Annotated in this window: 26 protein-coding genes and 2 pseudogenes; 27 read left to right on the forward strand and 1 reads right to left on the reverse strand. The window is 55.7% G+C overall.

Annotated features, from left to right (window positions below; translation table 11 throughout):
• The 11 genes and pseudogenes from AXF19_RS15420 to AXF19_RS09450 all read left to right on the forward strand — a co-directional run.
• Positions 1 to 160, forward strand: a pseudogene (locus AXF19_RS15420) (alkaline shock response membrane anchor protein AmaP); the annotation flags it as partial.
• A 12-nt stretch (positions 161 to 172) separates the two neighbouring features.
• A complete protein-coding gene (locus AXF19_RS09405) occupies positions 173 to 418 on the forward strand; it encodes a DUF2273 domain-containing protein (RefSeq protein ID WP_066848088.1) in 246 nt (81 codons plus the stop codon).
• Positions 415 to 825, forward strand: a complete 411-nt coding sequence (gene nusB / locus AXF19_RS09410) for a transcription antitermination factor NusB (RefSeq protein ID WP_066848089.1) — start codon at positions 415 to 417, stop codon at positions 823 to 825. Before AXF19_RS09405 ends, nusB begins: the two co-directional genes overlap by 4 nt.
• 78 nt (positions 826 to 903) lie before the next feature.
• Entirely contained in the window at positions 904 to 2,109 is a 1,206-nt protein-coding gene (xseA, locus tag AXF19_RS09415) for an exodeoxyribonuclease VII large subunit (protein WP_066848091.1), read from the forward strand.
• Positions 2,099 to 2,335: an exodeoxyribonuclease VII small subunit gene (xseB, locus tag AXF19_RS09420; RefSeq protein ID WP_066848093.1), complete on the forward strand. Its 237-nt coding sequence runs from the start codon at positions 2,099 to 2,101 to the stop codon at positions 2,333 to 2,335. Before xseA ends, xseB begins: the two co-directional genes overlap by 11 nt.
• 1 nt (position 2,336) lies before the next feature.
• The gene (locus tag AXF19_RS09425; protein ID WP_066848096.1) at positions 2,337 to 3,212 is read left to right on the forward strand and encodes a polyprenyl synthetase family protein; all 876 of its coding nucleotides are present in this window, start codon (positions 2,337 to 2,339) and stop codon (positions 3,210 to 3,212) included.
• 8 nt (positions 3,213 to 3,220) lie between these two features.
• The gene (locus AXF19_RS09430; RefSeq protein ID WP_066848099.1) at positions 3,221 to 4,042 is read left to right on the forward strand and encodes a TlyA family RNA methyltransferase; all 822 of its coding nucleotides are present in this window, start codon (positions 3,221 to 3,223) and stop codon (positions 4,040 to 4,042) included.
• The gene (locus AXF19_RS09435) at positions 4,039 to 4,893 is read left to right on the forward strand and encodes an NAD(+)/NADH kinase (protein ID WP_066848102.1); all 855 of its coding nucleotides are present in this window, start codon (positions 4,039 to 4,041) and stop codon (positions 4,891 to 4,893) included. The genes AXF19_RS09430 and AXF19_RS09435 overlap by 4 nt, the downstream gene beginning before the upstream one ends.
• A gap of 11 nt (positions 4,894 to 4,904) precedes the next feature.
• Positions 4,905 to 5,357: an arginine repressor gene (gene argR, locus AXF19_RS09440; RefSeq protein ID WP_066848105.1), complete on the forward strand. Its 453-nt coding sequence runs from the start codon at positions 4,905 to 4,907 to the stop codon at positions 5,355 to 5,357.
• A gap of 15 nt (positions 5,358 to 5,372) precedes the next feature.
• Complete coding sequence (gene recN, locus AXF19_RS09445) at positions 5,373 to 7,088, forward strand: DNA repair protein RecN (RefSeq protein ID WP_066848108.1); 1,716 nt, start codon at positions 5,373 to 5,375, stop codon at positions 7,086 to 7,088.
• Between the two features lie 10 nt (positions 7,089 to 7,098).
• On the forward strand, positions 7,099 to 7,581 hold the full coding sequence (locus AXF19_RS09450) for a DUF4367 domain-containing protein (RefSeq protein ID WP_066848111.1): 483 nt from the start codon (positions 7,099 to 7,101) through the stop codon (positions 7,579 to 7,581).
• Positions 7,582 to 7,630: 49 nt separating this feature from the next.
• Here AXF19_RS09450 and AXF19_RS16025 read toward each other — a convergent pair.
• Positions 7,631 to 7,735 (reverse strand): annotated as a pseudogene (locus AXF19_RS16025) (secretion protein HlyD); the annotation flags it as partial.
• Positions 7,736 to 7,960: 225 nt separating this feature from the next.
• On the opposite strand from AXF19_RS16025, the gene AXF19_RS09455 reads away from it, so the two are divergent.
• The 16 genes from AXF19_RS09455 to AXF19_RS09535 all read left to right on the forward strand — a co-directional run bounded on the left by AXF19_RS09455 (position 7,961) and on the right by AXF19_RS09535 (position 22,461).
• On the forward strand, positions 7,961 to 9,550 hold the full coding sequence (locus tag AXF19_RS09455; RefSeq protein WP_216634932.1) for a hypothetical protein: 1,590 nt from the start codon (positions 7,961 to 7,963) through the stop codon (positions 9,548 to 9,550).
• A gap of 282 nt (positions 9,551 to 9,832) precedes the next feature.
• Positions 9,833 to 10,138 carry a nucleotidyltransferase family protein gene (locus tag AXF19_RS09465; protein ID WP_066848119.1) on the forward strand — a complete coding sequence of 102 codons (306 nt, stop codon included), beginning with the start codon at positions 9,833 to 9,835 and terminating at the stop codon, positions 10,136 to 10,138.
• Complete coding sequence (locus AXF19_RS09470; protein WP_066848121.1) at positions 10,135 to 10,497, forward strand: HepT-like ribonuclease domain-containing protein; 363 nt, start codon at positions 10,135 to 10,137, stop codon at positions 10,495 to 10,497. Before AXF19_RS09465 ends, AXF19_RS09470 begins: the two co-directional genes overlap by 4 nt.
• 151 nt (positions 10,498 to 10,648) lie before the next feature.
• Positions 10,649 to 11,440, forward strand: a complete 792-nt coding sequence (locus AXF19_RS09475; RefSeq protein WP_066848122.1) for an XRE family transcriptional regulator — start codon at positions 10,649 to 10,651, stop codon at positions 11,438 to 11,440.
• A 154-nt stretch (positions 11,441 to 11,594) separates the two neighbouring features.
• The gene (locus AXF19_RS09480) at positions 11,595 to 13,268 is read left to right on the forward strand and encodes a B12-binding domain-containing radical SAM protein (protein ID WP_066848123.1); all 1,674 of its coding nucleotides are present in this window, start codon (positions 11,595 to 11,597) and stop codon (positions 13,266 to 13,268) included.
• Positions 13,265 to 13,927, forward strand: a complete 663-nt coding sequence (locus AXF19_RS09485; protein WP_066848124.1) for an acetyltransferase — start codon at positions 13,265 to 13,267, stop codon at positions 13,925 to 13,927. Before AXF19_RS09480 ends, AXF19_RS09485 begins: the two co-directional genes overlap by 4 nt.
• Positions 13,928 to 13,958: 31 nt before the next feature.
• A complete protein-coding gene (locus tag AXF19_RS09490; RefSeq protein WP_237141563.1) occupies positions 13,959 to 14,438 on the forward strand; it encodes a 3-hydroxyacyl-ACP dehydratase FabZ family protein in 480 nt (159 codons plus the stop codon).
• A 22-nt stretch (positions 14,439 to 14,460) separates the two neighbouring features.
• Positions 14,461 to 14,697: an acyl carrier protein gene (locus tag AXF19_RS09495; protein WP_066848125.1), complete on the forward strand. Its 237-nt coding sequence runs from the start codon at positions 14,461 to 14,463 to the stop codon at positions 14,695 to 14,697.
• Between the two features lie 4 nt (positions 14,698 to 14,701).
• Positions 14,702 to 15,184 carry a 3-hydroxyacyl-ACP dehydratase FabZ family protein gene (locus tag AXF19_RS09500; RefSeq protein WP_066848127.1) on the forward strand — a complete coding sequence of 161 codons (483 nt, stop codon included), beginning with the start codon at positions 14,702 to 14,704 and terminating at the stop codon, positions 15,182 to 15,184.
• Positions 15,181 to 16,230 (forward strand): radical SAM/SPASM domain-containing protein, encoded by a 1,050-nt coding sequence (locus AXF19_RS09505; protein ID WP_066848129.1) that lies wholly within the window; start codon positions 15,181 to 15,183, stop codon positions 16,228 to 16,230. The genes AXF19_RS09500 and AXF19_RS09505 overlap by 4 nt, the downstream gene beginning before the upstream one ends.
• A 10-nt stretch (positions 16,231 to 16,240) precedes the next feature.
• Positions 16,241 to 16,990 carry an SDR family NAD(P)-dependent oxidoreductase gene (locus AXF19_RS09510; RefSeq protein WP_066848131.1) on the forward strand — a complete coding sequence of 250 codons (750 nt, stop codon included), beginning with the start codon at positions 16,241 to 16,243 and terminating at the stop codon, positions 16,988 to 16,990.
• A 41-nt stretch (positions 16,991 to 17,031) separates the two neighbouring features.
• Positions 17,032 to 17,805 (forward strand): transketolase, encoded by a 774-nt coding sequence (locus AXF19_RS09515; protein WP_237141564.1) that lies wholly within the window; start codon positions 17,032 to 17,034, stop codon positions 17,803 to 17,805.
• The gene (locus AXF19_RS09520; protein ID WP_066848135.1) at positions 17,805 to 18,788 is read left to right on the forward strand and encodes a transketolase family protein; all 984 of its coding nucleotides are present in this window, start codon (positions 17,805 to 17,807) and stop codon (positions 18,786 to 18,788) included. Before AXF19_RS09515 ends, AXF19_RS09520 begins: the two co-directional genes overlap by 1 nt.
• Positions 18,785 to 20,215, forward strand: coding sequence for an AMP-binding protein (locus tag AXF19_RS09525; protein WP_237141565.1), 1,431 nt, complete (start codon positions 18,785 to 18,787; stop codon positions 20,213 to 20,215). The genes AXF19_RS09520 and AXF19_RS09525 overlap by 4 nt, the downstream gene beginning before the upstream one ends.
• Complete coding sequence (locus AXF19_RS09530; RefSeq protein WP_066848136.1) at positions 20,205 to 21,284, forward strand: LuxE/PaaK family acyltransferase; 1,080 nt, start codon at positions 20,205 to 20,207, stop codon at positions 21,282 to 21,284. The genes AXF19_RS09525 and AXF19_RS09530 overlap by 11 nt, the downstream gene beginning before the upstream one ends.
• Positions 21,268 to 22,461: an acyl-CoA reductase gene (locus tag AXF19_RS09535; protein WP_066848138.1), complete on the forward strand. Its 1,194-nt coding sequence runs from the start codon at positions 21,268 to 21,270 to the stop codon at positions 22,459 to 22,461. The genes AXF19_RS09530 and AXF19_RS09535 overlap by 17 nt, the downstream gene beginning before the upstream one ends.
• Positions 22,462 to 22,465 lie beyond the last annotated feature (4 nt).

The raw sequence follows: 22,465 nt of genomic DNA on the forward strand, positions 1-22,465 counted from the left end.
CACGCTCCCCGATCAGACGAGTCTGAATGCCATCTCCGAAGAGCTGACTGCAAAGGTACGGCAGGAGCTCCACGACGTACTCGGCATTGCGGATGTACCCGTGGCGCTGCGTGTCACGGAGATTGCAAATGCGGGAGCGTCCAAGCGCACTGTTTCTTAGTGGGGGGACGGGATGAAGGAAAATATACTGCTCTTCCTGCAGGATCAGTGGCAGGAGCATCGCGGGCGGACGGCAGGGCTGCTGCTTGGCGCACTGTTCGGCATATCCGTCCTGCTCTTTGGCTTTTGGAGCACGCTGTTCGTGATTCTCTGCGCAGGCGTCGGTATGTATATCGGTCTGCGGACGGAGCGCGAGGGTGGATGGGGCGAACTGTTTGACACGTCCGCACTGAACCGTCTGTTTCGGAGGATGTCATGAGCCGAAGACACGCGCGGGAAGCCGCGCTGCTGACGCTGTTTCAGCTCGAGTTCGGCGCGGATGATGCACCTGCGGACAGCGCAAGCAATCTCGCGATTGACGAGGTCGAGGGGATTACGGAGAAGGATCTGCCCTATGCGCACGCGCTCGTACAGGGGACGCGCGCACATCTTGCGGAGATCGACGCGGAGATCGCGCGTCTGGCGAAGGAGTGGAAGCTCCACCGCATGGCGGTTGTGGATCTGAGTCTCATCCGCATGGCGTACTACGAGATGCGCTATCAGGACGAACGCATTGATCCGCCTGTTGCCATCAACGAGGCGGTCGAACTGGCAAAAAAATACGGCTCGGACGATGCGCGCCGCTATGTAAACGGGATCCTTGCTGCAATGCAAAAATCTCTTTGAGAAATGAATCAAGAAAGAATCCGTTGCGCGAGTATGTCGTGCAATGGTTCTTTTTTTATCGATATGGAAGGGCATTTTATGACCGTTCACTCTGTCAGTGATGTCACGCGCTACATCAAGGGGCTGTTCGAGGGGGAGGCAATCCTCTCGGATATCCTCATACGCGGTGAAGTTTCCAATTTCAAACGCTATCCCTCGGGGCACTGCTATTTTACGCTCAAAGACGCGGGAGCGAGCATGAAATGCGTCATGTTCAACGGCTACGCGCGCAATCTGCGCTTTACGCCGGAGAACGGGATGCAGGTCATTGCGGGCGGCTCTGTGTCCGTCTACGAGCGCGATGGTGCGTATCAGCTCTATGTGAATTCGCTGACGCCCGAGGGCGCAGGTGCTCTTGCGCTTGCCTTCGAGCAGCTGAGGGAAAAGCTGTACGCCGAGGGTCTGTTTGACGAGGCGCATAAGCAGCCGCTGCCGCGCTTTCCAAAGCGGATCGGCATTGTCACATCGTCGGCGGGCGCCGTCCTGCGCGACATCCACAAGGTTGCAAAGCGTCGCTGGCCGAATGTGCAGCTGATCCTGCATCCCGTGCTCGTGCAGGGCACGGAGGCGGCGGGGCAGATTGCAGCGGCGATTCGCTTCTTCAACGAGAAATACCCCGTGGACGTGCTCATCGTCGGGCGCGGCGGCGGCTCGGAAGAGGATCTCTGGGCGTTCAACGAGGAGCCGGTCGTGCGCGCAATCTACGCGTCACGAATCCCCGTGATCTCTGCCGTGGGGCATGAGACGGATACGACGCTCGCGGATTTCGTCAGTGACCGCCGTGCGGCGACGCCGTCACAGGCAGCGGAGTTCGCCGTCCCCGATGCCGCCGAGCTGAACCAGTATGCAGCGGGACTCTTTGCACGCCTCCATGCGGGGCGCAGGCGGGCGACGGAGCAGCAGAGAAACCGTCTGAGGGCACTGACGGAGCGTCCGTGGCGCAGGAATCCGACGCTCCTCCTCGCCTCTGCCGTACAGCGCACGGATCGCGCGACAGAGCGTCTGCACCGTGCGGCAAAGGAGACGCGTACAGATGCACGCCATCGCCTCGAACTCCTGCTGAAGCGTCTGGAACTGCTGAACCCCGTGCAGATTCTCTATCGTGGTTTCAGCACTGTGGAGAAGGACGGGAAAGCGGTGAGCCGCGCGAAGGATTTATCCGTGGGAGATTATTTGAAGATTACATTTGCAGACGGGAAGATATCTGCCGTCGTTGAGGCAAAGGAGAAGCAGCATGGCGCGTAAGAAGGAAATGGCGTTCGAGGACGCGCTCGGCGCATTGGAGCAGATTGTCGCGGAGATTGAGACGGGGGAGCTGCCGCTTGCCGACCTCATGGCGAAGTATTCGGAGGGAATCAAACTGTCCGACTTTTGCATGAAGTCCCTCAAGCGCGCCGAGGAGACGATGGATCTTCTGGTGAAGGAGACGGCGGACGGCGTTTCCGAAGAGAAGCTGGAGATCGGAGGATGAGATGAAGGAACTTTGGAAGGCACGGCAGGCTCTTGTCGAGCGTGCGTTGGAGGCGGAGCTGGCAAAGACCGCCATTCTGGACCCAATTCTGCGGGAGTCGATGGCATACAGCCTCATGGCGGGCGGAAAGCGTCTGCGCCCCGTACTTCTGATGGCGGCAGCGGATGCCGTTGGCGCGGATGGAACGAAGTTCCTGCCTGTTGCGTGTGCACTTGAGATGATCCACACCTATTCGCTCATCCACGACGATCTGCCCGCGATGGACGACGACGATTATCGTCGCGGCAAGCTGACGAACCATATGGTATATGGGGACGGCATAGCCATCCTTGCGGGAGACGCACTGCTGACGCTCGCGTTCTCCGTGATCCTGCGGCAGAAGGATGTGCCCGCCGAGGCTCTCCTGCGTGTGGTGGATGAGATCAGCCGTGCGGCGGGTGCTGAGGGCATGGTCGGCGGGCAGGTGCTGGATCTCAGAGCCGAGGGCGTACGGATTACGATGGAGGAGCTGCGCCGCGTGCACATGGGCAAGACGGGCGCGCTCTTTCATGCGGCACTGCGCAGCGGGGCGATTCTCGCGGGCGCGACGGAGGAGCAGCTTGCGGCGCTCACTGCATATGCCGACCACTTTGGTCTCGCATTCCAGATCACGGACGACATTCTCGACGTGATCGGGACGGCGGAGGACATCGGCAAGCCTGTCGGCAGCGATGAGAAGAATCACAAGTCGACCTATGTGACGCTGACCTCACTCGCCGAGGCGCAGGAGCTTGCGCGCCGCACGGTGGAGGAGGCGACCGCCGCACTCGCCGTATTTGGCACGGAGGCGGATTTCCTGCGCGAGCTTGTTGCATATCTCGTGAATCGGAAGCAGTAGGGGATATTTTGAAAAAAGAGCGGTTGGATGTCCTGCTTGTAGAGCAGGGATTTGCGCCGAGTCGGGAGCGCGCAAAGCGTCTCATCATGGCGGGGCAGGTGCTAGTGGACGAGCAGCGTATCGACAAGGCAGGCACAACGGTCGCGGTCGAGGCGAAGCTGCGCGTCGTGGGGGAGGATCTGCCCTACGTCAGCCGCGGCGGACTGAAACTCGCAAAGGGGATGGAGGTGTTCGGCGCCGTCCTCGCGGGGAAGACGGCGGCGGACATTGGGGCATCGACGGGCGGCTTTACGGACTGCATGCTCCAGAACGGTGCGGCAAAGGTCTATGCCATCGACGTCGGCTACGGGCAGCTCGACTGGAAGCTGCGGACGGATGCGCGCGTTGTCAATATGGAGCGCACAAATATCCGCAGCGTCACACCCGAGATGTTGGGGGCGGCGCTCGACTTTGCCTCAATCGACGTGGCGTTTATCTCACTGGACAAGGTGCTGCCCGTCGTACGGACACTCCTTGCAGAGGGCGGTGAGGTGATTGCGCTCATCAAGCCGCAGTTTGAGGCGGGCAAGGAGCGCGTGGGCAAGAACGGCGTTGTGCGTGACCCCGCCGTGCACGAGGATGTCATTCGGCAGGTACTTGCTGTCGCACGGTCACAGGGCTTTCAGCCTGCGGGGCTGACGTACTCGCCCGTGAAGGGGCCAAAGGGGAATATCGAGTATCTGCTGTATCTGAAAACAGAGGGGGAAGCTGTGGATATGGATGGGGCGTTTGTACACGAAATTGTGACAGAGGCACATCGTGTGCTGGATGGACGAGGTGCAGAGCATTGATGACCGTTGCGGTATTTCCGAATCTGATTAAGCCGGAGATGCGGGATATTCTGCTGCGAATCCGTGATTTCTTTGCTGACCGTGGGGCGCGGATCATGTTGCCGCGCGTGCGTGCGGCGGAGTTCGGCATGGAGGAGAGCGGCGTCGACGACATCGAGCGTCTGCCCGCAGACTTTGCACTCAGCCTTGGCGGGGACGGCACGCTGCTCGGCATCTGCCGCAGATATGCCGCGAATCCCGTGCCCGTCTGCGGCATCAACATGGGCACGCTCGGCTTTATGGCGGACATCGAGCAGAACGAGCTCGAGCAGCGCCTCGTACAGCTCTGTGCAGGGGATTATCGTGTCGAGTGGCGTCCCTTTCTCGCAGGCTATGTCACGAAGCCGGACGGTGCGGAGCATTTTCTCGGGCATGCCATCAATGACATCGTCGTCATGAAGGGGGATGTGGCGCGCATCATCTCGCTTGCGCTGTGCGTCAACGATACGCCGCTCGTCGAGTGCAAGGCAGACGGCTTCATCGTCGCCACGCCGACGGGCTCTACGGCGTACTCGCTCTCGGCGGGCGGCCCCATCATGAACCCGATGGTGAAGGGCATCGTCCTCACGCCGATCTGTCCGCACACGCTGAACATCCGCCCGCTCATCATACGCGAGGAGGACGCCGTACACATTCACCTCGTCGACACGCGGCAGAGCATCATTGTCACGCTCGACGGGCAGGAGACGACGCCCATCCACCCGGACGATACCGTCACCGTCAAATGCTCGGATGTGCGCGCGGGCATCATCAAATTTGCGGATAAGGACTACTATCAGATCCTGCGTACGAAACTTTGGAGAAACTGCTAGGAGAGAGCGGAATGAAAAGCCGTCGCCACGAACTCATCAGGAAAATCATCGGCGAAGAGATCATCGAGACACAGGAGGCGCTTGCCGAGGCGCTGCGTGCGCGGCATATGCGCGTCACGCAGGCGACCATCTCACGCGATATCAAGGAGCTTTTCCTCATCAAAGTCCCCGCAGGAAACGGACGCTATCGCTATGCCGTGTCCCCGCACGAGAGCGTGCGCTTCTCGGAGGGACGGATGAAGCGCCTCTTCAAGGACAATGTGATTTTTTCGGATTTCAGTGAGAATATCGTCGTTGTCAAGACCATCCCCGGGGCGGCGTCGACGGTCGGGGCAGCACTCGATGCCTCGGACTGGACGGAGATCATCGGCACGGTTGCGGGCGACGACAGCATCTTCGTGCTCGTCAAGCCGCGCGAGGCAGCAGAGACGATTGTCGAGCGCATTCGCGCGCTGATCCACTGAGAGGAGGGAGACGCTATGCTGCAAAGTCTGCGCGTATGGAATTTTGCATTGCTTGAGGAGGTTGCCGTCGAGTTCGGCGCGGGACTCAACATCCTCACGGGTGAGACCGGTGCGGGCAAATCCATCCTGATTGATGCACTCGGGGCAATTCTCGGTCAGCGCATCTCCTCTGACGTCATCCGCAACGGCTGCGACGCGTTGCGCGTCGAGGCGGTATTTGCGTGCGAGGGGGACGCGGCACTGGCGGCGCTCCTCGCAGAGCAGGAGATCGAGTATGAGGACGAACTCATCATCCTGCGCAAGGTCGCTCGCACGGGCAAGGGCTCGATCCTTGTCAACGGCAGCCATGTCACGCTGACCTTTCTCAAAAAGCTCGCCCCGCATCTCGTGGACATCCACGGACAGAACGAGAACCTTGCGCTCCTGCGCGAGGATGCGCAGCGGAGTCTCCTCGAGGGCGGCGATGAGGAACTGCAAAAGCTGCTCGCGGACTACGCCGAGGTCTATGAGGGCTGGCGGGAAAAGACGCGTTTGCGCGAGGAGCGCGTGGAGGAGATTGAGAACATCGGTGAGCGCTTGGATCTCCTGCGCTGGCAGGAAAAGGAGATTGCAGAGGCAGAGCTGAGTGCGGGTGAGGATGAGGAACTCGAGGCGGAGATCCGCCGCCTTTCCCATTCGGAGCGCCTCGTCGAGAACGCCGGCGAGGCATCGAATCTGCTCAGTGAGGACGGAGAGGAGGGCATCTCCGTCCTCTCGGCGCTCTCGCGCATTACCGGTGCGCTCGATGAGATTGCACGCTATGACGACGGACTCTCGAATGCGCAGACAATGATCGAGGAGGCGTACATCTCCCTGCAGGAGGCATCCTACGAGGTGCGTGACTATCTGGACGCGATCGACGCCGATCCCGCGCGTCTCGACCGAATACAGACGCGCATGGACGTGATCGACCGCCTCAAAAAGAAATACGGCGGTAGCATTGCCGCCGTACTTGAGCGCCTTGCCTTCATTCGCAGCGAGCTCGAGAGCATCGACAACTATGATACCGATATGGTACAGCTCGACAGGGACATTGCCGCGCTTTGTAAACGCCTCGGGGAAACGGCAAAAGCGCTGACCGTGCGCCGGCAGGAAGTCGGCACAGTGCTCTCTGCCGAGATTGAGCGCGAACTGGAAGGGTTGGGGATGCCAAAGGCGCGGTTCCGCATTGTCGTCACGCCCGAGGAGAAATACACGAGTCGCGGCGCGGACAGCCTCAGCATGCTCTTCTCGGCAAATGTGGGCGAGGCGGAAAAGCCCATCGAGAAGATTGCCTCGGGCGGCGAACTCTCGCGCATTGCTCTCGCTATCAAGTCCATTGTCGCCGCGCGCGACACGGGCGGGACGAGCATGGTCTTTGACGAGATCGACACGGGCATCGGCGGGCGCACCGCGCAGATGGTCGCCGAGCGCATTGCCTTCGTCGCACACTACAAGCAGGTGCTCTGCATCACCCATCTGCCGCAGATCGCCTGTATGGCGGACGCACATCTCTACATCGCGAAATCCGTGAAGGGGGACAGCACCGTGACGCAGGTGGAAGCACTCTCCGCCGATGAGCGTGTGCGCGAGATCGCACGCATGGCATCGGGCGATGATGTCACGGAGGCTGCGCTTGCAAACGCGCGTGAAATGCTCGCGGGTGCGCAGCAGAAGAAGACAGCATTTCAGAAGAAGAAAGCGAAAAAATGAGAGGTGTCCGATGAAGACATATGGTATGAAACGCGTTTTGATGGCGGGCGCTGTTGTGTCCGCGCTCCTTATGGGCGACGGAAGCGCACAGGCAATGCCCTCACCGCTCGTCGAATACACGAGCGTACGCGATGCGTGGGCGGTCGCAGGACTCCCCGTCTACACGCCGACCCTCCTGCCCGTCGGCTACGTGCAGAAGGAGATCATCGTCATCGACAAGAGCCTTGCTGAGATCTTCTACCGCAACGATGCGGGCAAGGAAATCCTCTTCCGCATGGCGAAGGGCGATGCGGACATCAGCGGCGACAATACGGTCTATGAGGTCAATCAGGTCGTGCAGGTCGGACGTCAGTATATCCGCGTCAAGGGCACGGAAAAACGCGTCAGCCTTGCACTTTGGTCGCGCGGCGGCTATACCTTCTCCCTTTCCTTTGAGGAGCCTGTCTCCATCGAAGCCGTGCAGGCAATCGTCAGCACAATTCCGTGGAACTGATCGGAGCGGATTTCCGATATCCGACGCTGGAAAATACGCTGTAAACTTTAGGAAGCACTGATAAATTCAGCACCGTCATCTTAGCGCATCTTTTTTGCCCGCACTTCGTCGGCAAATCCTCCACATAGCCTCTGCTATGCGTCCGGTTTGCCTCCTAGTTCGGACGAAAAAATCTACGCCAATCTGACGGACTTCATTTTATCAGCGATTCCTTTATATCAGAGAGAATCTGCTGTCGTATTGGCTGCGCGGATTCTCTTTTTTGATATGCAGATGAAAAATCATTAGGCAATATATGTCGTTCTGTGTTATAATTCCATTATATCAAAATATTTGGAATCCAAGAGGATACGAAGGGGAATAATGAATATTTTGTGAGGTGAGTGACATGAATTTTCTTCCTGAACTTGGCTTTGGCTGTCTAACAGAAAATGACGACTTCTTTATGAACTGCCTTGCACGCTATGTTATCGAAAAAGGCGAGGCCTTCAATGGATATTATGGAGCGTACATATGGAAGAATATCGGTGATGTCGAAATGAATTTTCACCTTCTTCCGGGGGAGCAGTCATACAATGTGGTGGGATTTACCAGTCATGTGAGCGGCAATCAAATGTGGCAGCTTGCCGTCGCTGATACCTGTCAGCACTTTGCAGGTGACGACTGTGACAGTGTTCTGGAACGATGGGTGACGTTCACGCATCCTCTGACACAGGAAGGGAACATTCGTATATACCTTGTCAATGCGGATGTTGTGCCCGACTTCTTTCCCAATGATACGCTGACCGTTCAAGTGATTGCGGTAGCGGGGGATGTTACATACTATCGGGATGAGGCGGCATATGACGAATCGGAACCGCTCACAGAGCTTATGGGAAAGCCCGTTCACTTTGCTGTAAATAATGTATTCAGTATCATCAATGACAGCGTCGCCGTCGGGGTGATCAAGAACGTGTCTGCACACATATGCAGCGATGAAAAAGGTGAGATGAAGGAGTTTTGCTGTACCACTATCTCCACGTCATTCGGCACACTTGAAATCATGCACGCAAAGGAGAGCGTCAAAGAGGAGGAGAAAGCATTCATGCGTCCCGGCGGAGTAGTCAAGGCTCTTTGTACCATCCTTGGCGACGTTGCCATCGGAAAATACCAAAAAGGCGCAATCTACGATCAGGAACATATGGCACGGCTTCTTCGCAGCTGTGTCGATTGCCGTGATTTTACGCGCATAACGAATGCCCTCGCAGATGATTGCCGCTATGTCGCGCGCAGCGGTGAGGTTCTTGCGATAGGGAAGACTGCCGTTCTCGATTATCTTTCAAATGTCGCAAAAAAACAGAGAGAACAGGAGTCGGACTGCCGTGCTTATCCCGCTGTTATCTCTGGCATAGACAACACAGCATCCGATGATAGTTTACATGAATTCCCGATTGGCTCACACTGCGTTGCGCTTGCTCAAAATGAGGAAGGGAAAATAGATACCATCCTCTTTGTCAAACTCGACGATGAGAAAAAAATGGCTGAAATAAGAAATGCCGGGGAAAAAGAAGCAGCCTATCAGATCACAGTCAACATGGGGCGCTGCCCGGGGAAGGATGATGACCTCCATGCGATTCAGACTGTCCACAGTGAACGCGAATGGCTGAAAATCATACAGGGCTGTTATGAAAAGGGGCATTTCGATGATATCGAATTTTACTATGGAATGCTGCCCGACTGCGTTTTGGAGAGCGATGTCAAATCAGAGCTTTTTATATCCCTGCCGATTCATAGCAGAGAGCCTGTCTTTACCTATCTGAGTTCGCGCATTACGCACAGCGACCATATCATCCAATGCGAGATTATGAGCGGGAAGCAGTGGGGACACGAATTCGCATTGAAAACGGACATTGATTCATCCGCTCATATTACCACCATAGATTTGGACGAAGAAGGACATATTGCCCGACTGCATGAGTTTGCAATATGAGGCAATAGGAATCGCTGATAAAATGAAGTCTGGCAGATTGATGCAGAATTTTTGTCCTGCCAAGGAAACAAACCGGACGCATAGCAAGGGCTATGTGGAGGATTTGTTGACACAGGCAGGGCGAAAAGGATGCGTCAAGATGATCGGGCTGAATTTATCAGTGCTTCTGTAGGTAAGTTCCCCTATCCTGTGTTATAATTTTCTTATATTTGTAACGTAGCAGGGATAGGTGTTGTTTACAAAGACCTATGGTATAATTGCAATGAGTGAACAGGGGGGATTATGATGCAGCAGCCGGTATTTACAAGGGAACATATTGCTGCAATGGTAAAACCGCTCGCTGATAAATACCGTGTGAAAGAAATATATCTGTTCGGTTCGTATGCGAGAGGTGAAGCGGACGAAAACAGTGACTTGGATTTTTTGGTTTTCGGTGGAGAGATGTTCAAGCGGACGATGATTTTTGCTTTGGCAGAAGAGTTGCGAGATACCCTGAAGAAAAAGGTGGACGTTTTTGAAATAAGCGAAGTCAATCCGGACAGCGACTTCTATAAAACAATTATGAAAGAAAAGGTTTTGGTGGCATGAAGTATTCAGACCGACAAAGAGTCCAAAAAATATATGACTATGCCATTCGCTTACAGCAGTACATTCTAGAAGAACATATTGAAAAAGAGGCATTGCTGACACAGTTGCCGTTGCAGTGGCTTGTCACAACGCCGTTATATAATATGGGAGAGCATTGCCATAATTTGTCTACGGAGTATAAAGTCAAACACCGTGAAATTCCATGGACGATGATTGCAGGATTACGGCATCGTCTCGTGCATGATTATGATGGAACAAATTGGAGCATTATCTCAGAAGTCATTTTTGAAGAATTGCCAATCTTGATAGAGCAGCTAAGGTTGTGTTTGAGGGAAAGTGAGAATACGGATGCTGTATGATAGAAAATCACCGCTATAATATCAAAAACAATTCATAGCTTGTGAGGCCTTTGAGAAAGCACTTGTTGGTCATTCCTTCAAATATCATCTGTAAGAGTTGATTCCATTCGTTCCTAATTCATACTTTGCGAAGATAAGTGCGAGGTGTCGTATGGATGCATTGAAGGTCGGACGCAGTATTGCATTTCTGCGGAAGCGTTATCGCATGACGCAGCGGGCACTTGCAGACTGCCTTCACATCAGTGACAAAGCTGTATCAAAGTGGGAGCGGGGGCTTGCAATCCCCGATGTCTCACTTTTGGGCAAGCTGTCCGTCCTTCTGGATACGGATATAGAGAGCATATTAGAAGGGAATATAGCGAGCTTTGATGTGCGCTGGAACGGCGTGCTGGAGATGAATTACCCGCATGGGATCAGTGCATCCACGCTTCTGTATGATAAACCGGCAGTTTACATGCAGCTGTCCTATTTTATGCTGGCAGGGATTACGGACATCAGCATTCTCGGGCAGGATTCCGATGTGGACTGGGTGAAAGCACAGCTTGCAGACGGCGAATTGCTTGGCATTTCTCTCCGCTATGGAGAGGAGCAGGATGCAGGTGAACACGTTGCAGGGACAATGCGCGTGCATGGTCTATCCTTTCTCTACGGGAAGGATCTGACGAAATCATTTCGGCGCATCCTATACGGAGCACCGCAGTCTTACACGCTCGAAAACTATCAGGGCACAGCACTGGGGATTCAGTTTGACCGTGCACAGCCGATCCATAAAAGAACCACGTTGAAATTGGAGCGCGGTATTGTCGCCTTTCCGATAGAATCCCATCAGGAACTGCATACGGCATCAAGCCTCATCCATCTAATACAGGAGTCTATGAACGAGAATATATGCGCCCTGTCTGAGATCGCATATCATCGGGGCTTGATACATGACGTGAAATAAATGTAAACTATTCGGCGGTTGTCCACTAGGGACTTTTAGAGGATAATGAGAATATAATTTTGGAGGAAGAGATAGAGGAAAGATTAGATGAGACACAATAGCGATGTTTTAAACATAATGGAACGCAAGGCGCTTGTTCTCGGGAGCGTTTTCCATGACTAAAGAGATCATTCTAACAGGACGTCAGGAGCAGATCCGGGATCTCGACATGCTTCCACAGTGGGATCGCAGTCTGGTAGACTTCCGTAAATACCATCAATATGTGGGACAGAGCGGTATCCGTTACGAAATGACAATGCAGGCGACGCGCGGCTGTCCCTACCGCTGCTTTTACTGCGACGTGCAGCATTTGACACCCATGCACCGACGCCGTTCTGTAGAGAGTATCTTTGATGAGGTGAAGTATCTGCACGGCATCGGCGTCCGAAAGAGTGAGTTTATCGACGATGCGTTCAATGTGAACATTAATGCGTTTAAGTCGTTCTTCCGCAAGGTGATCGACTCCGGGATGGATATGAACTTCTATTTCCAAAGCGGACTGCGCGGCGATCTGCTGGACAAGGAGGCAATCGACCTCATGGTCGAAGGCGGAACGAAGAGCATGAATCTTGCGCTGGAAAGTGCATCCCCACGTTTGCAGAAAATGATGGGAAAGTATCTGCAGATTGACCGTCTGCGCGAGAACCTTGCCTATATTGTTGAGAAATACCCGCAGATTATCGTCGGACTCAACGCAATGCATGGGTTTCCGACGGAGACGGAGGAGGAAGCACAGGCGACGGTCGATTTCATCATGGATATAAAGTGGCTGCATTTCGCACATCTGCATAATGTACGCATCTTTCCAAACTCGCGTCTGGAGCAGGTTGCTCTCGAGAATGGCGTGACGAAGGAGGAAATCGAGGAGTCACTGACGCTGCCGTACCACATTATTCCCCCGACGATCAAGCTCGATCCCGATTTCTCACGCAAGCTGCGCCTCAGCTTCGTCCATCGGTATGTGCTCAGTCCGAAACGACTCCGGCATGTGCTTCGCCATCAGCTTGCCGTGATGAACGAGGAAGAACTCATCTATAAATACCGCACGATTTTTCCGACGCATATCGAGACGTTGGACGATATATTACGCCTTGCGAAGATCAAGCGCGATGAAATCGATATATCGAAGATGCCAAAGGTGGATGTGCCGCATATCACCTATCCAAAGCGGACGCAGAAAGCAGCGGAAGGAGCATTGCGCATTCTCTTTCTCGATGCGAGCCACTTCTTCTCAGCTGACCGCACGAATGAAATCAACGCCGTTGAGCCGCCGCTCGGAGGGATGGCGATTCTATCGTACCTGAACGAGAAATTTGGTGACCGTATTTATGGCGAGATTGTCAAGACGGGCGTCGATGTCGACACGATGGAGGAACTGCGCGCGCGCGTGCAGTCGTTCCGACCGGATTTCCTCATGATGCGGACGCTGACGTATTACAAGGACTTCTTCGTCGATGTTGTCGCAGAGTGCAGGAAGCTCTTTCCCGATGTCCCCATCGTGGCAGGAGGACCGCATCCGACGATTGATCCGGAGGACTGCCTCTATCGTGCCGGTGTTGATGTCTGTGTCATCGGCGAGGGCGAGATTATCTGCGGCGATCTCGTCGGGCAGACGTTGGAGGAGGGACGGTTCCCCGATACGGAGATGCTGCAGAATATCAAGGGCATCGCATTTCGTTCGGATCGGCAGGTGTATCCTGAGGTGGCTGTGCCGAATGGAAAAAATGCGACATATGCGCGCTATCCGTTGTGGGTGAGGGCAGGAACAGAAAAGGCAGTGAGCAGATGATTCTGGGGATTTACTGTGCGGGCAACCTCGGCAAGGTGTTTTATGATCTGGCCGTGCGCATCAATGCCGTGCAAAGACGTTGGGAGAAGATCGTATTCATCGATGATGTCTATGAAGGGGCATCGTTCTATGACGGGGCGGAAGTCCATCGACTCTCTGCGTGGAAAGAGCCGAAAGAAAATGTCGAGATTGTGATTGCAAATGGCACACCGCGCGGACGCAAGGCAATTTACGACCGCGTCACAGGCGCGGGGTATCGTCTGGCAACGCTTGTTTCGCCGACAGCGATTGTCTCGCCGTCCGCACGGCTTGGGGCGGGCGTTGTCGTACTGGATTATGCGGCAGTACTGGCCGATGCTGTCGTTGAGGACAATGTGCTGATCTCTGTTTATACCGCGGTTGGACACGATGTCTGCATAGGGGCGCATAGCGACATTCAGACGAATACGATTCTCGGTGGAAATGTCCGCATCGGGGAAGGCACATTTCTTGGTCTCTCTGTGACCGTGAAGGAGGAGCTCTCCATCGGGCGCGATACGATTATAGGCATGGGGGCGGTTGTCAGTCGGGAGATCGGCGATGGTGTCACTGCTGTCGGTGATCCGGCCCGTGCCGTACGGCGAAATGAAGACGGTATCATCTTTAGAACACATTCGTAAGGAAGGTTTTCCGGAGGAGGGAGGTGGTGGCGTGGCATACGAGAAACTGACACAGATCGGTGCATTTGAAATGCAGGAGTATCAGCAGAACCGCTCTCCGTGGATGTTTGTCGATGAGATCCTAGAGGTGGTGCCCGGGAAAAATGCAAAGGGATATAAGAAGTTCACAGACAGCGAGTGGTTTTTTCCCGGACATTTTCCGGACGATCCGAATGTTCCGGGGCTGATCCAGACGGAGGCAATGGAGCAGGTTTTTTTGATGACGTTCCTGACGCTTCCTGAATACAAGGGGAAGAAGACGGGATGTATCGATGTGCGAAGCCGTTACATGAAAAAGCTCATCCCCGGCAATCGGCTGGATATCGAAGCGGAGCTGACAAGCTTCAAGCGAGGGATTGCAAAAGGCACAGCGAAAGGCTACGTCGGAGGAGAGCTTGCCTGTGCGGCAGAGTTCGTGCTCACCATTCCGGAAATCATAGAGGGATTTCGCGTGAAGGCCGCAAGGCAGTAATTGTAAAGAAAGGTGAAATATCATGACCAATTTGGAAAAGTACAACGAAGCATTTATCTCCTCGTTTAATGTGGAGGAGGCGGCACTGGCCTCTCTGGAGTATCAGGGCGTGAAGGAGTGGGACAGCATCGGGCATATGCAGCTCATTTCGGAGCTGGAGGATGCGTTCGACATCGAGATGGAGACGGATGACATTGTGGATTTCTCCGGCTATGAGAAGGGCAAGGAAATCTTGAAGAAGTACGGCGTGGAGATCTAAGCGCATGGACGAGAAGAAAGGATTCAGTCTCGACGGCTATGCGCTGCAGAAGTATCAGCCGAACCGATACCCCTTTTTGATGATCGACTACGTGACAGAGGTCATTCCCGGCAAGAGTGCAAGGGGCTACAAGAATCTCTCGAACAATGAGTGGTTTTTCCCAAAGCATTTTGAGGGGCATCCGAATATGCCGGGAGCGCTTCAGCTGGAAGCCTTGGCGCAGATGCTGACGGTTGCCATTACGACCCTGCCGGGCATGGCGGGGTATGCCACGCACGCGATGAAGCATGTCGTGCGCTTTCGCAAGGAGATTTTCCCGGGAGAGCGGCTCGATATTGAAACTGAAGTCAAGTCGTGGAAGCGTGGAATCTGTATTGGAACGGGTAGGGGCTATACGAATGGAACGCTCGCCTGTGAGGCGGAAATGACGATTACTATACCAGAGATTTTCAAGGAGTATTTGCCGGATCACGGAGCACGCGAATGAGCATTATGGAAAAGCCGCAGGCTGTGGCAAAGATGCATCGCCTTTACCGCAATATCAAAAAGAACGGCGGGCGCATCGGAACCAACCTGCGCGTGCTCGAATTGGTCTACAGCAATGCCTGCAATTTCAAGTGCGAACATTGCTCGACGCGTGCGCCGCTCGGCGAGAACGCCGATGAGCTGATGCCGCTCGACAAGGTGGCGCAGCTGGCGGATGAGGCGCACGAACTCGGAATCGTCGAGTGGAATATGCACGGCGGCGAGCTGCTGACGAACAAGGAGCGGCTTTTTGAGTTGGTCCGTGTGATCAAGCCGGAACGCTTCTATGTGTTTTTGACATCCAACGGTTTTTTAATGACGAGGGAAACGGCAGAGGAGCTTGCCGAAGCAGGGGTGAACCGTGTCTCCATCAGCATCGACAGCTTTAACCCCAAGGTTCATGATGCCTTTCGTGGAATCAAGGGCGCATACGAGCGTGCGATGCAGGCACTCGAGTATGTGAAAGAGGCGGGCATGGATCCGTTCATGAATATCACCGTCGGCCATTTTAACGCGTTTTCGGAGGATGTGGAGAATCTTTGCCGCTACTCCTATGAGCATGGGTATAAGACTTTCATCAATATCGCGATTCCGTCGGGCAACTGGCAGGGGCATCTCGATGTCGTTGTCGACGACAGGGATCGGGCACATCTGATGGAGCTGCGCAAGAAGTACGGCAACATCCATCGCGACCTTTGGAATCCATTCGATAAGACAAACGAGGGGGTATTGGGCTGCCAAACGATGAGCAAGCTCTACGTTACGCCGAGCGGCGATATTTTTCCATGCTCGTTCATGCACATCAGTCTCGGAAATGTCTACGAGCAGAAGCTGAGGGACATCATTGACTACGGTTACAGCATCCGCTATTTTCACGATCACAGTGAGAAATGTCTCGCGGGGGAGGATCTTTCCTTTATTGAGAAGTATATGGTGAACAAGAAGATGTCTGTGATGGAACCGCTTGATGCGCGGGAAATCTTCAAAGAGGAAGACTATATCAAATAGGGGAACACAGATGATTTTAGCAGGCAGAAATGCGGTTGTCACAGGCGCAAATCGCGGAATCGGAGCCGCCATTCTCGCGGAATTTGCTGCACAGGGTGCGAGTGTATGGGCATGTGCCCGCCGTGCGGAACCGAGCTTTTTGGAGGCATGCGCGCGGCTTGCACAGGAGCATGGCGTACGGATTGAGCCGGTGATCTTCGACTTGGCGGAAGAGGATGGCATCAAGGCCGGCGTGCAGCAGATTCGGGCGGGGAAAAAGCCTGTCGATATTCTCGTCAACAATGCGGGCGTCGTGCCGGAGAATCGACTTTTCCTGATGGCGGATCCGGCGGAGATGCAGCGTGTTTTCTCCGTGAATTTCTTTGCCGCGATGCAGCTGACACAGCGGGTGGCAAAGCTGATGATCCGCCAAAAATCAGGGGCGATTGTCAATGTCTGCTCGATTGCTGCGCTTGATGGAGAGCCGGCGCAGATGGAGTATGTCGCGAGCAAGGCGGCGCTCATCGGCGCGACGCGAAAGCTCGCCTCGGAGCTTGGTGCTTATGGCATTCGCGTCAATGGCATCGCGCCGGGACCGACACAGACGGATATGCTCGCCGCGATGGAGGAGGGGCTACGTAGCCGCATGGAGGCGGCGACGCTCCTCCATCGTCTTGCAGAGCCGCAGGAGATTGCCTCCGTTGCTGCATTTCTTGCATCGGATATGGCGAGCTATATGACGGGGCAGATTCTTCGCGTAGATGGAGGGATGAGACGATGAGGACAGAGGAGCTTCGCTGCCATGCCAGACACATGCGGCGCATGGCACTGGAGCTGGCGTATCGCTGCGGCACCAGTTCGCATCTTGGCGGCGGCCTGTCGATGATGGAGATTTTGTCCGTCCTGTACGGTGTCGTGATGAATACGGCACAGCACTCTGTTCCGTATGAGGCACAGGACAAGTTTGTTTTAAGTAAAGGGCACGGTGTGTTGGGGCTTTACACCGCACTTGCCGAGTTCGGCATCATTACGCAAGAGCAGCTTGCGACATTTCAGCAGGATGGTTCGGATCTCATCGCTCACCCCGTCATGAATGCATCGCTTGGCATCGAATCGTCGAGCGGAAGCCTCGGGCAGGGCATTTCGATGGGCGTCGGATTGGCACTTGCTGCGAAGAAGAAAGGCTATGCATATCGGACGTTCGTACTCTGCGGCAACGGCGAGAGCAACGAGGGCTCTGTCTGGGAGGCGGCGATGAGCGCCGTTCAGTTCGGACTTGACAACTTTACGCTCGTCATCGACAATAATCACATGCAGAGCGATGGGGCAAGCGAAGCGATCCTCGATCTGTCGGATCGTTACGGTGCGATGCTGCGCGCCGTTGGTTTCGAGACGATTGAGGTGGATGGGCATGATGTCGCGGCATTGATAGATGCGTTCCAAAGCGTGCGTGTGGAGTGGAAACCGCGTGCAGTTGTCGCCCATACGGTGAAGGGCAAGGGCGTCAGCTTTATGGAAAATAATAATGACTGGCATCATAACCGCCTGACGGAGGAGCAGTATCAAAGGGCGATCACGGAGGTGGAAGAAGCGTGATGGAAATCAAAAAGAGTACGGCTCGCCTCTGGTCGAAGCTCGGCTCGCGCGCCGTCTTTGGTATGGCTCTGCTCGATCTGGCGGAGCGCGGCGTAGATTTTTATGCCATGTCTGCCGATCTCGTCCACTCCTCCGGTCTCGGGCGCTTTCAGGAGATGTTTCCGGAGCGCTGCATCAATATGGGCATTGCCGAGCAAAATATGCTCGGGGTCGCGGGCGGCATGGCAAAGGACGGCACGCCTATCTTTGCGACGTCGTTTGCCCCCTTTATCACGATGCGGGCGGCAGAGCAGGTGCGCATGAATATGGGCTATATGCAGCTCAATGTCAAGACGGTCGGGCTTGGGAGCGGGCTCATCATGGCGCAGCTCGGCAACTCGCATTTTGGGATTGAGGATGTCGCCGTCATGCGTGCCATTCCGAATCTCACGATTGTTTCGCCCGCAGACTGCGGCGAGATTGTCAAGGCGGTCGAGGCGATTGCTCAGCACGAAGGTCCTGTCTATCTGCGTCTGACGGGAGGTCCCGGGAATCCCGTTGTCTATCGGGAGGAATACGACTTCACCATCGGACGTGCAATTACGCTTCGCGAGGGCGCGGATGTCGCTGTCGTTGCAGCGGGGACAATGGTTCATACTGCTCTTGAAGCGGCGGAACTGCTCGCGGAATCGGGCGTAAGTGTGCAGGTTGTCGATATGCACACGATAAAGCCGCTCGACACGGCATGTCTGGATGGGCTTTTGTCGCATCGTCTGCTTGTGACGGTCGAGGAGCATACAGTCTGCGGCGGTTTCGGCGGTGCGGTTGCGGAGTACCTTTCGCCGAAGCGGAAGCGCCCGCCCCACCTCCTGATCGGCATAGAGGATGTATTCCCGCACGCCGGCTCGTATGACTATATGCGCAAGGCATGCGGTCTGACGGCAGAGCAGATCGCGGCGCGGATTCGTACGGCACTCGATGAAACGACGCAGGCGGTAAGGTGAACGAAGTGACCAATAAATTATGGGAGTTTGCTGCGTTTTCGAATCGTACGGCGCTCCTGTCCGAGGAGCGTATAGTAACATATGGAGAACTTGGCGAAGAGGCGGAGCGGATTGCTGCGTGCGTTTCACCGCGTTCCCTCGTCTTTCTGTTAGCCCGTAATTCGCTTGCTGCGATTGCGGGCTATGTCGGTTTTTTGCAGCACGGCATTGTGCCTGTGATGATCGACGCCGCGCTGGATGAAGGCCTGCTTGCTTCGCTCCTTGCGGCATATCGCCCCGCTTATGCATGGATTCCTGCCGAGCGCATGGCGGCGTTTCAGAGTGGACATGAGATCCTGCGGCAGGAGGACTATGTGCTGCTCGACCTGTTGGAGGAAAATCCGTTTCCCCTGCACGCAGAGCTCGCGCTTCTCATGACGACGTCGGGGTCTACGGGCAGTCCGAAGCTCGTGCGGCAGAGCTATGAGAATCTGCGCGCGAATACGGAATCCATCGTAAACTATTTGGATATTCACGAGGATGAGCGCGGCGTGACGAATCTGCCGCTCCACTACGTCTACGGGCTTTCGATCCTCAATACGCACCTTGCGGTCGGGGCGTCGGTCGTTGTGACGGAGAAGACTCTCTTTGACCGTGCGTTTTGGCAGCTCATGAGGGAGAAAGAGGTGACGACTTTTTCGGGCGTTCCCTATACCTACGCGATGCTGAAGCGGCTGCGCTTCTTCCGCATGGAGCTCCCTGCGCTTCGCACGCTGACGCAGGCGGGCGGCAAGCTCGATCCTGAGCTGCACCGTGAATTTGCCGCGTTTGCACAGACGCATGGAAAGCAATTCGTTGTCATGTATGGTGCGGCAGAGGCGACGGCGCGCATGGGGTACTTGCCCCCTCAATATGCACTTAAAAAAATCGGAGCAATGGGCATTGCAATTCCGGGCGGCAGATTCGAGCTCGTTGATGAGGCGGGCGAGGAGGTCACTGCGGCGGATACGGTCGGCGAGCTTGTCTACTACGGGGCGAATGTGACGCTTGGCTACGCGATGAGCGGCGCGGATCTTGCGCGGGGCGATGAGCGCGGCGGGCGCTATGAGACGGGCGATCTCGCGCGGCGCGATGCGGATGGCTACTATACGGTCGTCGGGCGCAAGCGACGCTTCTTGAAGCTCTTCGGCAAGCGGACGAATTTGCAGGAGGTCGAGCATATCCTCCGCCAACATTTCGGTGAGATCGAGGTTGCCTGTGCGGGTGTCGACGATCATCTTTACATCTTTGTGACGCAGGAGCATCTCGCATCGGAAGTCGTGCCGTTCCTGAGCGCAAAGCTCGGGCTGCATCATTCGGCGTTTACGGCGAAGTGCATTCCGTGCATCCCGAAGAATGCTTCGGGAAAGACGGTCTACCGAGAGTTGGAGCAGTATTATGACGTATGAGGATCTTCTCGCCCTGCCCCCGTTCGGCGTGGCGTGCGCGGAAAAGCAGGCGCTCCTGCGCGAGGGGCTGCTGCGTCTGACGGAGCATCATAGGGCGCAGTGTGCGCCCTATGCGCGTATGATGGAGACGGTCGGCTTTTCTGCCGCGAGCGTTCGCTCGGTGGAGGATGTGCCGTTCCTGCCCGTACGCCTCTTCAAGGAGATGGAGCTGCAGAGCGTGGCAGAGGAGGATGTGTTCAAGACGATGACCTCGTCGGGGACGACGGGGCAGCAGGTGTCAAAGATCTTCCTCGATCGTGTGACGGCGACGAACCAGCAGAAGACGCTTGTGCGCATCGTATCCGACCGGACGGGAAAAAGCCGTTTGCCAATGCTCATCCTCGACTGCCCGTCTGTCGTCAAGAATCGTGCGATGTTCTCGGCTCGTGGGGCGGGCATCCTCGGCTTCTCGATCTTCGGGCGAAAGAAGCTCTATGCGCTGAATGACGCGATGGAACTGCAAGTGGACGCAATCCGCGCCTTTCTAAGGGAACACGTAGGGGAGCGCATCCTGCTCTTTGGCTTCACCTTCATGGTTTGGCAGCACTTCTATAAGGCGCTGAAGGCGGCGGGGGAGCATCTGGATCTCAGCAATGCTGTGCTCATCCATGGCGGCGGCTGGAAAAAGCTCGCCGCCGAGGCGGTAGAGCCTGCGGCATTCCGCGCAGCTCTGCGCGAGGTCTGCGGTGCTATGGAGATTGCGGACTACTACGGCATGGTGGAGCAGACGGGCTGCATCTACCTCGAATGCAAAGAGGGGCATCTCCATGCGAGTACGTACTCCGATGTGATCGTACGCCGCCCGCTCGACTTCTCCCCCGCATCCGTCGGCGAGCGCGGCATCCTCGAGGTTGTCTCGCTCCTGCCGGAGTCGTACCCCGGTCACGCGCTCCTGACAGAGGACGAGGGCGTTGTGCTCGGCGAGGACGATTGTACGTGCGGGCGCAAGGGAAAGTATTTCAAGGTGCTCGGCAGGTTGAAGCACGCGGAGCTGAGGGGGTGCAGTGATACCTATGCAGCAGCATTTTGATCGCGTGATCTACGCGCTTGGCAGTGTGGAAGTCGAGGCGCAGATGAAAAATGCGCCCCCTCTTCCTATCTTTTCGGAGGAGGCGTGTGCCTTTCTCGCTGCACTCTCGGCAAGGATTCTCGCGGATGCGGAGGCAAAGGCATATCCCGATGTTGTGACGCTCGGCTTTTGGTGCCGTCCCGCCGCGCTTCACCGAATGCAGCATAATTACGACTCGGAAGAAAACCGTCTCGGGCGCGGCATTGTCTTTCACGTTGCACCCTCGAATGTGGCGGTGAATTTCGCCTACTCGTGTATTGCGGCGTTCCTCGCGGGCTGTGCGAGCATTGTGCGTCTGCCGTCAAAGGATTTCCCGCAGGTAGCGTTGCTTTGCCGCCTCTTTTCGGAGACGCTGGCGGAATTCCCGGCGCTCGTGCCGTACTTTATCTTTGTCCGCTATGGGCATGAACAGGATGTGAACGAGCATTATACCCGGATGGCACAGACGCGCGTCATCTGGGGCGGCGATGCGACGATTGGAGAGATCCGCCGTGCACCGCTCGCGCCGCGTGCGAACGAGATTACATTTGCCGACCGCCACTCACTCGCCGTGCTCAATGCGGATGCCTATCTTGCGGCGTCGGACAAGGCACGCATTGCGCAGGATTTCTACAACGACACCTACCTCAGTGACCAGAATGCCTGCACCGCGCCGCATTTCATCATCTGGATCGGTACAGAGGTAGCGGCGGCACAGGAAGTATTTTGGACTACCTTGCATGAACTTGTGCGGACACGCTACACGCTGCAAGCTGTCCAAGCGGTGGACAAGCTGACGCAGGTCTATCGGCTCGGCGTGCACGCTGCAGCGCAGCAAATACCTATGGAGGACAATCTGATCACGCGCGTCCGTGTGCCGCATCTGACGGAGGAGCTTTCCGCATATAGGGCGGGCAGCGGATTCTTCATCGAATATGATGCGAAGGATCTTTCAGAGATACATCCGCTCTGCGGGCTTTCGTGTCAGACCCTATCGTATTACGGCGTAGATCGGGACGCGCTTTTGCAGGCAATTCTCGCGATGCGCCCCGCAGGTATTGACCGCATTGTTCCGATTGGGCGAACGATGGACTTTGCGCCCGTATGGGACGGCGTCGATCTCATTCGGACGATGAGCCGTGTGATCACGGCGGTCTGAGCGA

Source organism: Selenomonas sp. oral taxon 126, assembly GCF_001683335.1.
Taxonomy (GTDB): Bacteria; Bacillota; Negativicutes; order Selenomonadales; family Selenomonadaceae; genus Centipeda.

Excerpts from the sequence above, each read along its gene's own strand:
- AXF19_RS09405 (WP_066848088.1), top strand. The coding sequence starts at position 173 with ATGAAGGAAAATATACTGCTCTTCCTGCAGGATCAGTGGCAGGAGCAT.
- nusB (WP_066848089.1), top strand. The coding sequence starts at position 415 with ATGAGCCGAAGACACGCGCGGGAAGCCGCGCTGCTGACGCTGTTTCAG.
- xseA (WP_066848091.1), top strand. The coding sequence starts at position 904 with ATGACCGTTCACTCTGTCAGTGATGTCACGCGCTACATCAAGGGGCTG.
- xseB (WP_066848093.1), top strand. The coding sequence starts at position 2,099 with ATGGCGCGTAAGAAGGAAATGGCGTTCGAGGACGCGCTCGGCGCATTG.
- AXF19_RS09425 (WP_066848096.1), top strand. The coding sequence starts at position 2,337 with ATGAAGGAACTTTGGAAGGCACGGCAGGCTCTTGTCGAGCGTGCGTTG.
- argR (WP_066848105.1), top strand. The coding sequence starts at position 4,905 with ATGAAAAGCCGTCGCCACGAACTCATCAGGAAAATCATCGGCGAAGAG.
- recN (WP_066848108.1), top strand. The coding sequence starts at position 5,373 with ATGCTGCAAAGTCTGCGCGTATGGAATTTTGCATTGCTTGAGGAGGTT.
- AXF19_RS09450 (WP_066848111.1), top strand. The coding sequence starts at position 7,099 with ATGAAGACATATGGTATGAAACGCGTTTTGATGGCGGGCGCTGTTGTG.
- AXF19_RS09465 (WP_066848119.1), top strand. The coding sequence starts at position 9,833 with ATGATGCAGCAGCCGGTATTTACAAGGGAACATATTGCTGCAATGGTA.
- AXF19_RS09470 (WP_066848121.1), top strand. The coding sequence starts at position 10,135 with ATGAAGTATTCAGACCGACAAAGAGTCCAAAAAATATATGACTATGCC.
- AXF19_RS09475 (WP_066848122.1), top strand. The coding sequence starts at position 10,649 with ATGGATGCATTGAAGGTCGGACGCAGTATTGCATTTCTGCGGAAGCGT.
- AXF19_RS09480 (WP_066848123.1), top strand. The coding sequence starts at position 11,595 with ATGACTAAAGAGATCATTCTAACAGGACGTCAGGAGCAGATCCGGGAT.
- AXF19_RS09485 (WP_066848124.1), top strand. The coding sequence starts at position 13,265 with ATGATTCTGGGGATTTACTGTGCGGGCAACCTCGGCAAGGTGTTTTAT.
- AXF19_RS09495 (WP_066848125.1), top strand. The coding sequence starts at position 14,461 with ATGACCAATTTGGAAAAGTACAACGAAGCATTTATCTCCTCGTTTAAT.
- AXF19_RS09500 (WP_066848127.1), top strand. The coding sequence starts at position 14,702 with ATGGACGAGAAGAAAGGATTCAGTCTCGACGGCTATGCGCTGCAGAAG.
- AXF19_RS09505 (WP_066848129.1), top strand. The coding sequence starts at position 15,181 with ATGAGCATTATGGAAAAGCCGCAGGCTGTGGCAAAGATGCATCGCCTT.
- AXF19_RS09510 (WP_066848131.1), top strand. The coding sequence starts at position 16,241 with ATGATTTTAGCAGGCAGAAATGCGGTTGTCACAGGCGCAAATCGCGGA.
- AXF19_RS09515 (WP_237141564.1), top strand. The coding sequence starts at position 17,032 with ATGGCACTGGAGCTGGCGTATCGCTGCGGCACCAGTTCGCATCTTGGC.
- AXF19_RS09520 (WP_066848135.1), top strand. The coding sequence starts at position 17,805 with ATGGAAATCAAAAAGAGTACGGCTCGCCTCTGGTCGAAGCTCGGCTCG.
- AXF19_RS09530 (WP_066848136.1), top strand. The coding sequence starts at position 20,205 with ATGACGTATGAGGATCTTCTCGCCCTGCCCCCGTTCGGCGTGGCGTGC.
- AXF19_RS09535 (WP_066848138.1), top strand. The coding sequence starts at position 21,268 with ATGCAGCAGCATTTTGATCGCGTGATCTACGCGCTTGGCAGTGTGGAA.